This window comes from Chryseobacterium sp. D764 (assembly GCF_019317325.1).
Lineage (GTDB): Bacteria > Bacteroidota > Bacteroidia > Flavobacteriales > Weeksellaceae > Chryseobacterium.
Genome location: NZ_CP079219.1, coordinates 2850758 through 2863425 on the forward strand (window position 1 = coordinate 2850758; position 12668 = coordinate 2863425).

11 protein-coding genes are annotated in these 12668 nt (G+C 34.9%); all 11 read right to left on the reverse strand.

The genetic code is table 11. The annotated features are described in order from the left end of the window. Positions 1-864, reverse strand: a complete 864-nt coding sequence (rfbD, locus tag KYG33_RS12910) for a dTDP-4-dehydrorhamnose reductase (RefSeq protein ID WP_077419570.1) — start codon at positions 862-864, stop codon at positions 1-3. 48 nt (positions 865-912) lie between these two features. After that, on the reverse strand, positions 913-1398 hold the full coding sequence (locus tag KYG33_RS12915) for an acyl-CoA thioesterase (protein WP_047377420.1): 486 nt from the start codon (positions 1396-1398) through the stop codon (positions 913-915). A 70-nt stretch (positions 1399-1468) separates the two neighbouring features. Continuing rightward, positions 1469-1972: an OmpH family outer membrane protein gene (locus tag KYG33_RS12920; protein ID WP_047377419.1), complete on the reverse strand. Its 504-nt coding sequence runs from the start codon at positions 1970-1972 to the stop codon at positions 1469-1471. A gap of 66 nt (positions 1973-2038) precedes the next feature. After that, positions 2039-2593: an OmpH family outer membrane protein gene (locus tag KYG33_RS12925; protein WP_047381939.1), complete on the reverse strand. Its 555-nt coding sequence runs from the start codon at positions 2591-2593 to the stop codon at positions 2039-2041. An 8-nt stretch (positions 2594-2601) separates the two neighbouring features. Next, a complete protein-coding gene (gene bamA, locus KYG33_RS12930) occupies positions 2602-5136 on the reverse strand; it encodes an outer membrane protein assembly factor BamA (RefSeq protein WP_077419569.1) in 2535 nt (844 codons plus the stop codon). Between the two features lie 28 nt (positions 5137-5164). Beyond that, a complete protein-coding gene (locus KYG33_RS12935) occupies positions 5165-5914 on the reverse strand; it encodes an isoprenyl transferase (protein WP_077419568.1) in 750 nt (249 codons plus the stop codon). Position 5915: 1 nt separating this feature from the next. Then, positions 5916-6806 carry a DUF6089 family protein gene (locus KYG33_RS12940; RefSeq protein ID WP_077419567.1) on the reverse strand — a complete coding sequence of 297 codons (891 nt, stop codon included), beginning with the start codon at positions 6804-6806 and terminating at the stop codon, positions 5916-5918. 213 nt (positions 6807-7019) lie between these two features. Continuing rightward, positions 7020-9512: an exopolysaccharide transport family protein gene (locus tag KYG33_RS12945; protein ID WP_219071871.1), complete on the reverse strand. Its 2493-nt coding sequence runs from the start codon at positions 9510-9512 to the stop codon at positions 7020-7022. Positions 9513-9514: 2 nt separating this feature from the next. Next, a complete protein-coding gene (locus KYG33_RS12950; RefSeq protein ID WP_077419565.1) occupies positions 9515-10399 on the reverse strand; it encodes a polysaccharide biosynthesis/export family protein in 885 nt (294 codons plus the stop codon). A 35-nt stretch (positions 10400-10434) separates the two neighbouring features. Beyond that, positions 10435-11553, reverse strand: a complete 1119-nt coding sequence (locus KYG33_RS12955) for a glycosyltransferase family 4 protein (protein ID WP_077419564.1) — start codon at positions 11551-11553, stop codon at positions 10435-10437. Between the two features lie 113 nt (positions 11554-11666). Next, entirely contained in the window at positions 11667-12668 is a 1002-nt protein-coding gene (locus KYG33_RS12960; RefSeq protein WP_219071872.1) for a glycosyltransferase family 2 protein, read from the reverse strand.

A 12668-nucleotide genomic window follows, 5' to 3' on the forward strand; every position in this document is an offset into this window, starting at 1 on the left:
TTATTGTTGTGAAAGTGTATCAACACATTCCTCAAGGCTGTTTTCCCAATGTTTGGGTTCTATTTTGTAAGTCTCTTCTATTTTATCCAAAGACATTGTACTTCTTACGGGTCTTTTGGCAGGTGTTGGATACTGTTCGGTTGTTAGTGGATTCAGTTTTACTGAAGATTTTGAAAATTCAGCAATTTTTTTTGCAAATTCAAACCATGTTGTCTCCGGATAGTTTGAGAAGTGAAAGACTCCATAGGTTTTACGGTGAGCTTTGATGATATCCATGATAGCTTCCGCAAGATCATTTGCATTGGTTGGCTGTCCAAACTGATCAGCAACAATTCCCAGTTCTTTTTTCTGAGAGAAAAGGTTCAGCATGGTTTTCACAAAATTCTTATTGAACTCTGAGTACAGCCATGAGGTTCTCAGGATAATTGTTTTAGGATTAATTTCCAGAGCAAGTTCTTCACCTTTTCTTTTTGATTCTCCATATACGCCTATCGGATTTGTAAAATCATCTTCCGAGTATGGCAGATTTGTGGTTCCATCAAAAACATAGTCTGTAGAAACATGAATCAGGGTCGTTTTATAATCTACACACGCCTGGGCAAGATGAGCTACCCCATAAGCATTTACTGCAAAAGCTTTTTCTTTTTCTGTTTCAGCCAGATCTACCGCTGTGTATGCTGAAGCATTAATGCAGTAATCAGGTTTGTTATCATAAAAGAAGTCATTCACCTGGTCTTCATTGGTAACATCAAGAGTGGATGAGTCTGTAAATAAGAATTCATATTGATGTTCAAAGTCTGGAGCTATTTTTCTAATGCAGTTTCCCAATTGTCCGTTGCTTCCTATTACTGCTATTTTTTTCATTTATATATTATTAATTTTTAAGTTAAAATCTTCAATAAGAGTTGCTGATTAAGAATTTTTTGCATTTTGGCTTCTTAAAAACTTCACTCTTGACTGGAAGTCTTTCTGAATCAAATCTACATAAAACTTGTCGAAAATTTCTTTGACATCTTCGGGATGAACTTCAGATTTTCTTGTTTTAACATTGAAATAAATAACAGTTACCCAAAGTACGGCATGGATTGTCTTTTCATCTAAACTTTTCATAAGGATTTCCACTTTTGCCGTTCTATCCTGTACATCGATGGTTTTGCTGCTGATTACTACCTGTGTGTTATATCTTACTTCTTTTAAATAGGCTATTTCATTTTGAATAGCAATCCAGGTACAGCCGGTTTTCTTGGTATATTCTTCATAGGTAAATCCGTAGAATGTTTCCACATGATCTTCTCTGGCATTGAACATATAATCAAGATATTTTACATTATTCAAATGTCCGATCGGATCGCAGTCACTAAATCTAACTTTTACCGTAGTTGATACTTCTTTTTCCATTCCGCAAAAATAAAAAAACCACCTCTAATAGAGATGGTTAGTTTTATAAATCTTTGTTAATTTGCTGAAATTATTGAACTCCAAGTTCTTTCTTTACAGCTGGAGTAGCATCTGGTCCTGCTTTATAAAGGAATGCAGTTGAGTTAGCATCCATAATATAATCGTATCCGTTAGCTTTAGCTACTTTTTCTACTGCATCGTTCAGTTTTTTCTCAACTGGACCGAAAGCCAAATCCTGCTTAGCTTGTAGATCTTTTTGAGCTTTGTCCTGCATTTGCTGGATTTCTTCAGCTAATTTTTTCATTTCAGCTTCTCTTGCTGCGTTTTCGTCAGCTGTTTTTTTCGGAGCTTCTGTTTGATATTGCTGATATTTAGTTTGAGCTGCGTCAGCTTTTTTCTTAATCTCAGCTTGTTTAGTATCTAAGAATGTTTTAAGATCAGCATCTGCTTTCTTTTTCTCCGGCATAGCGTTAAGAACTCCCATTACATCTAAAGTAGCAATTTTTTGAGCTTTTGCCATACCTACAGATACAACCATCATTACTGCTGCAAATAATACACTTAATTTTTTCATAACTGGTAAATAAATAATTTAATTTGTTTTTAGATTTTAAAATATAGCAAAAGTTAATTTTTAAACTTATTTTTTGCCTTTGCTATTTGTTTTTTCCTTCTTATCTGTTCCTTTCAACAAAACAGACAATACTTTCTCGGTGTAATCATATTTTGACTGAAGGAAAATAACACTAATGTTATTGCTTTTATCAAGAACTATGCCCAATCCATTTTTTTCGGACATTGTTTTGATGGCTCCCCAGATCTGGTCCTGAAAAGGCAAAACAAGGTTTGTTCTCAGTTTTGTAATTTCACCGTTAGCTCCAAAACGTAAGCTAGTAGTCGTTTTAATATTTTTATCGAGGTCTACAACTTCTTTTTCTCTCAGTTTAAGCTGGTCACCTATCAATAATACTTTTTCACTTTCAAAAGCAGCTTTTTTTCTTTCATATTCAGATTGAAGACTTTGAAGTTCTGACTCCCAGGTATCGATCTGAGAATTCAATCTTGCTTCAGCTTCTTTATACTGAGGTAATTTATTTAAAATTTCATTAGTATCCACTACTCCTATTTTCTGGGCATTGCTGAATCCAAAAAGCAATAGTAATGCGAACGTGAAAATTATTTTAAAGTGCTTCATATTTGTAATTATAATGTTTGGTTCATCAAGAAGTGGTTTCTCCATCCTGACTTGTCACCTGATAATGTTTTATCAAGACCTAGTGCGAAGTCAAATCCGATTAATCCAAATGCTCCCATATAAACTCTTACTCCTATACCTACTGATCTTTTCAATTGGAACGGGCTGTAAGAACTCCATGAATTCCATACGTTACCTCCTTCAGCAAATGTCAATGCATAGATTTTTGCAGTCTGGCTCATTGAGATCGGGTATCTTAATTCTAAAGTAAATCTGTTATAGATTGTACCACCACCTGTCTGAGTAATATCATCTGCCTGACCTCCTTCTGTGCTGGCATTTTCATATCCTCTTAAAGGAATCAATTCTCTACCGTCATATCTACCTCCGAAAAGACCTGTACCTCCCATATAGAATCTTTCAAATGGCGGAGCTCCCAGTTTACTGTTATATCCGTCCATGAATCCCATTTCTGCAGAAGATCTCAAGACCAGTTTTCCAACGATTTCATTGTATACATCTGCCTTGAATTTAATCTTATAGAATTCCATCCACTTATACTTGTCAATAGCTGACATTGTAGAATAATCTTTCTTTTTAAACAATGAGTATGGAGGTGTCAGTTTTGCTGAAAGCTCAATATTGGATCCCATTGTCGGGAAGATTGGGTCGATACCTGCTGAGTTTCTGCTCAACCCTAAGTTCACACTGAAGTTATTGGCAGTACCATTCGTTTCTGTAGTATTTCCAAACTGGAATGGATAGTTATTGAAATCATACTTCTGGAACTGTAATCCTGTGTACAATGAGAAATAATCATCCGGCCAGTTCAATAGTCTGTTTAAACCAGCTGAAGCAGAGAAGATATTAAGCTTCTGAGCTGCTCCATATTGATCCGTATATCTTACTCTGGAGTTATTCAAACTTACAGAAAGGGCTGTTGCTCTTGTACCAAATAACCACGGCTCTGTAAATGATACCCCGTAATTTTGGAAATACTGTCCTGCCTGCACCTGAATAGAGAACGTTTGTCCGTCTCCCTGAGGTACTGGTTTGAAGTCTTTAAACTTAAGGAAGTTCTTTAATGAGAAGTTATTAAAAGTTAATCCTAAAGTACCAATGAAGCTGTTACCACCGTAACCTGCCTGCAGCTGTACTTGGGAAGATCCTTTTTCTACAAGCTTCCAGTTAATATCAACAGTGTTGTCCTGCTGGTTTGGCTGGATATCCTGTCCGATCTGCTGAGGGTCAAAGAATGACATCCCTGCTAAATCGAAATATGTTCTTTTAATTTCCGTTTTCTTGAATAGTTCTCCCGGTTTTGTTCTCAGTGCTCTAAGGATAACGTGGTCATGGGTTGTAGTATTCCCCTGCCATGTTACTTTATTCCAGGTAGCCTGCTCACCTTCATTAATTCTAACTTCAAGGTTTACAGCATCTCCTGATACCGATTTTTCAACAGGTGTAACATTGGAGAAAAGGTAACCGTTGTTCATGTAAACAGATTTGATATCTGAATCATCTTCTTTACCTCCATCTTCTCCAACTTTTTTGTTGAATCCTACTGCATCGTAAATATCTCCTTTCTTGTATCCTAATAATCTCTGTAAATATTCTGTAGCGTATACTGTATTCCCCGTGAATGTAACGTCCCCGATGTAATATTTTTTACCCTCATTAAGTTTTACATTGATTTCGTAGTTATTTCTTTTGTTTCTCCACACTGAATCTGAAACAATTTTCGCATCTCTATATCCCAGGGAGTTATAATAATTGATAAGACCTTGCTTATCTTCCTGATATTTATCTTCAATGAATTTTGAGGATTTCAAAATACCACCAATACCAAAACGTTTTTGTTTTGTTTCTTTGAAAGCTTTGTTTCTAAGCTTTCTATCGGTTACATTTTCGTTTCCTTCAAATTCAATATGATCAATCTTAATTCTTTTTCCCTTTTCTACATTAATAGTCCAGTCTACTAAAGCAGGATCTCCTGCGTTTACTTTATCCTGAATACTGATTTTAGCATCTGCAAAACCTTTCTTAATATAGTCTTTAGGGACATTTGTTTTAAGACTAGACACTAAGTTTTGAGTAATCTTAGTTCCTGGTTTAAGGTTGTTATCCTTTGCCAGCTTTTCACTCTTAGATTTACCAATTCCTTTTCCTGCAAATTTCACTTCTCCAAGTTCTTTCAGATCCTGCAGGTGAAATTTCAGAACGATTGTCTGTCCTTCAATGCTTTGAACATAAACTTCCACTTCAGAAAAAGATTGGGTATCCCAAAGTTTTTTAACAGCATTGCTGATTTTCTGTCCCGGAATGTCTACGCTTTCTCCTTTAGTAAGACCTGTAAATCTTAAGATCTGAGCTGGTGTATATTTTTTTACCCCATCTACAACGATGTCTTTAAGTGTATAAGTGCCTGCCTCATTTTCTGCGTGGACAGCATTATTTACTTTTGTGCTGTCTTGTGGAGTTACTTGTCCATAAAAATGTGCAGAAGCAGCAAACATAATGATGGGTAATAGTCTAAACTTCATTTTATCGAGTCTTTCTTTTCTTAAAATTTTATTGGCCTTTTACTTGCTCACCGGTTAAACCGTATCTTCTTTCTTTGTTTTGATAATCTACAATACATTGAAAGAAAATATCTTTGGTAAAATCCGGCCACAGAACATTTAAAAACTGTAGTTCTGCATAAGCGATCTGCCAAAGCAGGAAATTACTTATTCTTATTTCACCGCTGGTTCTGATCAGTAAGTCTACAGGAGGAAAATCTTTTGTATAAAGGTAGCTTTCAAATAAACTTTCGTTAATATTTTCTATCTCTACTTTTCCTTCTTTTACATCAGAACTTATATTTTTAACGGCTTCCAGCATTTCATTTTGTGAGCCATAGCTTATAGCTAATACAAGGTTTCCTTTTGTGTTTTCTTTTGTGAGTTCTACCACACGTTCCAACTGCTCTTTTACCAAAGCAGGCAGTTTATCAAGGTTCCCTATCACATGCATTCTCAATCCCTTGCTGAAGATTTCTTCTGCTTCAAGCAGTAATGTTTCTACCAGCAGGTTCATAAGGGTATTTACTTCTTCGGTTGGACGACTCCAATTTTCTGAAGAGAATGTATAAAGTGTTAAGTAAGGGATATTAATCTCATTACAGGCATTAATAGCATTTCTTACTGCATTAATGGCATTTTTGTGACCGAAAGTTCTTTCTTCGCCACGAGATTTTGCCCATCTTCCATTACCATCCATAATGATGGCTACGTGTTTTGGTAAATTCTCAGAATTTATTTTATCTTTAATCAACGACATATTATTCACAATAACATGGAGGCCTTCCGAACGAATACGTGAGCCCTAAGCTAAACGTATTCATCCAATCTTTAGATCTGCCATCTCCAATATTTCTCTTATTAATAAACTCTGTTTCTCTTTCTTTAGAAACCGCATAATAATTTCCTGACTGTAATAATGAACCTCCTGTTGCAGGGTCCAAAATATCAGCATTAAAAGAAGTTTTTACATCTTCGGAAAGGATCTTACTATGATCCAGCTGATCCGTCAATGTATATCTGAATGTAGCTTCTGCAAATATTGCCCAGGAGTGGTTGAATTTATACTTCAAACCTACTCCAAAAGGAATATGCATCGTTACTTTTTTCCCTAATGAATACTCTGTTCTTGTGGTGAAGTCCAATTCATTGATTGGAGCCTGCGCCACCCCATCTGCATCTCTTCTGAAATCATTCACAAGATTTGCTTTAGGAGCATCAAACATTAAAGCACCAACACCTCCGAAGATATAAGGGCTTAGCATGCTGATCTGCTCATTATTTACCGGGAAAAAGTTATACTCAAACATTAAACTCGCCTCATACACATTATTTTTCCCATATGAGTTTCTATTTCTTCTATAATCTTCTTTCGCAGCTTTATCACTAAACTGAACCTGGTTGTATCCTAAATCCAATCTAACGGTCTGATGCGGGTTAAAATTAAATCTATATAACAAACCTCCATAAAATGGGATGCCCCAATCTGACACTCTGTTTAAATCCAACGGCTTCTGTAAAATATAATTTGTCCTTCCTACATCTCCCACTAGGTTACTCATACCTAGACGAACTCCCAATTCGTTTCTTTGTGCTTTAACACTTACCACTCCAAGGAAGGCAAGGAAGCTAAACAATAATTTTTTATTCATAAAAGAATATGGATTTATGGTTATTTTAAAATTTAATTTTTGCAAATATAAAACATTTTTATATTAATGATAATCTTAATGTTTAGTTAAAAATAAACAAAAAAACATAATTTGTTATAAAGTAAACGGCAAAGTGGCAAAAATATTCTTTTTTTCATAGAATGAAAATACATTAAATATGAAAAAACCCCCATTAAATGAGGGTTTAATGCTTTATTTTTTATTAAATAATACCTGTACTTTATTTCTGATCCTTATCAACAATGGTTCTTTATAATTTTTATCTTCATCAAAATATCCGTAACCATAGCCGTAGCCATAACCGTAACCGTAGCCTTGTTTTGTATTATAATCATTATAAACAAGTCCTAAATTGTCAATCTCATCATTATGATACTTATCCGTGATCATTTTCAGCATGTACTTTTCTGTGTATTCATGGCGCACAACATAAATATTGGCATCAGAATGCTTCATAAGCTCATATGAATCTGCCACTAATCCTACCGGTGGTGAATCTATAATAATGAAATCATATTTTTCTTTCAGTTCTTCTATAAATTTGATATTTCTCTGGCTCATTAAAAGCTCAGAAGGGTTTGGCGGGATAGGTCCTGAAGTGGCAACATCCAGATTTGGGATTTTTGTTTTGTTGACAATCTGATCAATTCCCACTTCCCCGGTCAGATAATTTGAAATACCATATTTATTATCAATCTTGAAGTCTCCAAAGATTTTTGGTTTTCTAAGGTCCATTCCCAATAAGATTGTTTTTTTATCACTTAATCCAATTACAGATGCCAGATTAATGGAAATATAAGTTTTTCCTTCTCCTCCGATGGATGATGTGATTAATATGACCTTCCCTTTTTGATCTTCATTATCCATCAAAAATCTCATATTGGCTCTTATTCCCCTGAAGGCTTCTGATACGGATGATTTTGGCTGCTCCAGAACAGTAAGCATATTTTCATTGTTGTTATTTCCGATAACCCCAAGAAGCGGAATTTTTGTAGCACTTAAAAGGTCTTTAATATTTCGGATCTTGTTGTCAAACACCTCACCAATCAGGATAAATAATAGTGGAAGCAGTAACATTCCAGAAATAATAGCCGTTTTCGCCAATTTAACATTAGGCCCAATTGGTCTTTGTCCTAAATTTTTAGCCGGGTCAATGACCGTTATATCAGACTGATTGGTAGCCATTCTCATCTGGGTATCACTCTGTCTGCCCAAAAGACTGTTATAAGTAGCTTCAATCATGTTATAGCCTCTCTCTGCGTCCAGATATCTTCTTTCTTTTTCAGGATAAGTCGCTAAATCAGAATTGGCACCAGCCATTTCACGGTCTATCTTATTGATTTCTTCATAATATCGGTTATAATAGCTTCTCAAACTATTGGACGACCCCATTCTTGCCTCATCAATAAGCCTGTTGATTTCTCTCATAGGCTCTGATGACGGTTTATAAATAGTGGCCATTTCAGCTTTTTTGATATATAAAGCTTTAAGTTCAGAAACCGTTGCTGTGAAAACACCATCTTCAAAACCTGCCGCATTTGTTCCGATCATTTTATCAAAATTCTGAGACTGAAGTGTGTTCTTGATATTATTCAGAGAGCTGATTTTACTGATGATATCAGCTTTTTTAGCTTCAAGTTCTTTTATTTTTTCGAGAGATTTTTCATCTCTGTCTTTAATATTATAAAGTTTTTCTGAAGTCTTTAAATAATTAAGCACATTTGCGCTTGAATCAAGTTTTTTACGGATATTCCCAAGGTTGTCTTTTAAAAAAATATCCGTATTCTTATTAACGATATTTTTATCAGCAAGTCTTTTTTTCTGCAGCTCTGCAACAGATTTATTCAGGAAATTAACTGTACTATTAAGGTTGTATCCTTTTTTAGTAATAATCATAATAGACCTGATTTCTTTGTCAAAGTCTACTCCTGTAGTAGAAACAATTTCATCTACACTCTGGTTTACAGAGTTCAGATTGATAATAATATTATCCAGCTTAATTTTGGTAGCAACAGGATTTTGAAGCAGCCTGAATCTCAGGTTAGGCGAATTATACCACTCATTAATTTTGATGGTTTTATCCGCTGGCCTGCTATAAGCGTTAATATCCTGGAATCCTTCTACTTCATAGTTATATAAGTTCGTTGATTCTCCTTCTTCAGGCAAAACCACTTCATATGCTCCATTTCCTTTCGGTATCAATGTAATAGGATAATTGATCTGCTGAAGGTGCTTTTTATCAATCTGAAGAAAAACAGGTGAATCATCTTTGTCCAGGTAAGTAGATTTTATAAGCCCTTTGGTAGAATAGTTTACAAAAAGATCTAATTCTTTTACCAAAAATTCGTTATGAGATCTGGATAAAAGCATTTTCTTCAAATAAAGCCCATCCTGATTTCCTGTATCTCCCCAAATGAAGTTAATAGATTGGTTAGATTGAGTTGGCAGAAACTCCGAAGCTTTACTGGAGGTACTTAATGATAAGTCTGATGCATAAATATTTTGTGCATAATATTTACTGTATACCCACGCTATGGCATAGCCAATGATAAGCATTAATACAAACCAGTACCAGTTTTTAAGAATCCTTTTTAAAAAGTGTTCTAAATCAAATAAGGCAAATGTCCCGGATTTATCTTTCTGAGAATTAGTCTTCTCTGTAGTGTTTACTCTTTCTGGAATCATGACTAAAGATTTTTAAGGAGTAAATAAATAGATAATGCAGTAGTAATTACAGAAACTCCTGTAGTCAAAGTCTGGATCGGGTCTTTTCCGAATCCATTCAAGCTTTTCGCTCTTGTATTCAGATAGATTTCATCTCCGTTCTGTATATAATAATAAGGAGAGTTCATAAGATCTTCACGGGTAAGATCTATTTTTGCAATTTTGATTCCTTCTGGAAGCTTTCTGTGAATAACGACTTCTCTTTTATCAATAGTTCTGTTCAATCCACCATTAATGGCCAATGCCTCAGTAATGGTAAGGGTATTTTTGTGGACTACTTTTTCGCCTGAAAGTCCTGTAGTTTCCACATCACCAAGAATATAATATGTAATACCGTCTGTATTCAGTCGTACTTCAGATTTACCTTCCTGGAAATTTTCATTTACTTTATCCTGTATTTCTTTTGTAATATCGTCAAGAGTTCTTCCTTCAGCTTTTACATATCCTATCCCGAACACATTGATATCACCATTGGAGTCCACCTTCAGTCCGTTAAAGTAAAAATTCATATTTCCACCTCTTCCACCTCCGGAATTAGCACTCACTACACCTGCTGCACTACCACCTCCTGATATTGCAGAACTTATTGCCCCTCCGCCGGTAACTCCGCCTGAAGTATTGTAAGAGGAATAAAACTGTGCTGCATCTCCTTTGGGAGTAGTCACAATATTAAGATTAAGGATGTCGTTTTTAGTAATCCTGTACACGGGAATATTGTACGGGATAAGACCTTCTTCGTTAATGACAAGACTTTCGCTTGGCTGCAAGTACCTCACATCTTTTGTTGTGATACATGAGGTAACTAAAAAAGGGAATATTAAAAATAAATATTTAAAATTCTTCATCATATTTGAATATTGTTTACAAAAGTAATATTTAATTGTTAATTTTTGTTATTTCTTAATCGATATAGCAAATCTGGCAGATAAGCTCCGAAAAAGCCTAATGAAATAATCACCAATAATAACAGATTGACATTAATATGTCTTAAATAATAAGCAACTCCCACAATCATCAAATAGTAAAGAATGATATAAAAAGTAGATCTTCTGTGGGTAAGATTTAGCTTCAACAGCTTATGGTGAATGTGATTTTTATCAGCGTCAAATGGTGATTTCTTATTGTAAAGCCTTATAAATATTACATTTAATGTATCTACGATCGGAAGAATCAGGATCGCTACAGCTACTACAGGAGCAGACTGAAGGTGATATCTTGGTACATCTACCAGGTTTTTATCAATAAAAATATCTATGAAACAAATGGAGGTAAAGGCCAGTAAAAAGCCAAGCAGCATAGATCCGGTATCTCCCATAAATATTTTACGGGTACGGTAGTTAGACAGGTTATAATACAGAAAAGCCAATACAGTCCCGATAATAACAACAGATAATACCACCAGCGGATAATTATATTCTCCCAACCGGTAATAGCTTATTCCAAATAAAGCACTGCAGATTACAGAATAACCGCCTGCCAGTCCGTCTATCCCATCGATCAGGTTGAAAGCATTGATCAGAATAATAAAGGTGGTAATACTGAACAGTACACTTACAAAATACTGCAGTTCATACACACCAAATATCCCAAATAAACTTCTTATTCTAATATCTGACCCAATCACCACCAGTGAAGACACTACAATTTGTGCAACAAGTTTTTTATAAGCCCTCATTACAACAATATCATCCATTACCCCTACATAAAGCAGGATAATCAATGAAGCAAATAAAAATTTGTAGAGGTCAAAAAGCTCATAGGCAAAAATAGAAGCACAAATTCCAATTGAATAGAAAATAGCAATTCCACCAAGGTTAGGAATTTCTCTAAGATGCGAACTTCTTATCCCAGGCTCATCCATCAGATTCTTCCTTCTTGAGATCTTGACGATGGTAGGAATAGAGAAAAAAGTAATTAAAAAGGCGAATACGAAACCAAGTCCTATTTTTACATAGAAAATAGGTATTCCCGATCCGCTTAAGAACAATTCAAAATTTTTCATTCTTTCTTATTCAGCACTTGTCTCTCTCAATAAAAACTCATCATGTAGAACTTATAAAGAACTTCATCATCATTTTCTACTGCTCGAAACAATAGCACGTACATTTGTGTTTATTAAATTAACTTCCTTATCAATCTTTTCTGTCCTCCAAAAAACAGCAGATAAAAAATTTTTTTCTTCAAAGGCAAAGATAAAAGATAATTCTTACCAAAACGACTATACTTCAATATATCTTGAATTTTTATTTGTCTTTCCTTCATAAAAAGGACCAGCTGCTCAGACATACTATAAAATATTTCTTCTTTTTTCACAAAGGCCAGATAAGCCAGAAATGAATAAACTCCTTCAAAAATCTGGAAGTTTTTTAATTCCTCTTTTTTGTGAGAATATTGGGATTCGGTGAATACATTTTCCACATCGGCCACTGCTTTCAGCATATCAAGTCCTTTTTCCGTATGGGTCTTCGTAATAGAATCTGTACGTTCAAGATATTGATAATGGAAATTTTGGGTCTGGGCAATGGCATCACATTCCAGCAAAAGTTGTGGAATCAACTGAATATCTTCAAAATGAACTCCTTTTTTAAATCTTCTTTGGTTAAAAAGTTCTTTTTTGAACAGCTTATTGCATGCAAAATAGCTGATATCCGAGAACACTGAAAAATTATTTTCAAGGGTTATTTTCTCGGGCATGTTTGGAAGCTGAGTCAGTTTTTGGGTAGCCTTCCCGGTTTCGTCAACTTTCTGAATATTGCAGATCACCATTTTTGCCTGATGTTTTTCTCCTAAAAGAAACATTTCTTCAAACATTGTTTCGGAAACATAATCATCGCTGTCTACAAAACCTATATAATCTCCGGAAGCTCTGTCAAGGCCAAAATTACGGGCATCACTTAAACCTCCGTTTTTTTTAGTAAAAGCTTTTATTTTTTCCGGATATCTTTGTGCATATCCTTCAATGATTTTTCCAGAATCATCTTTACTTCCATCGTTCACTACAAGAATCTCAATATTAGAGAGGCTCTGGTTCACCAGGGAGTCAAGGCATTTTGTCAGATAATTTTCGACATTGTAAACAGGAACAATAATGGATACTTTTGGGGGAGCATTTGTCAT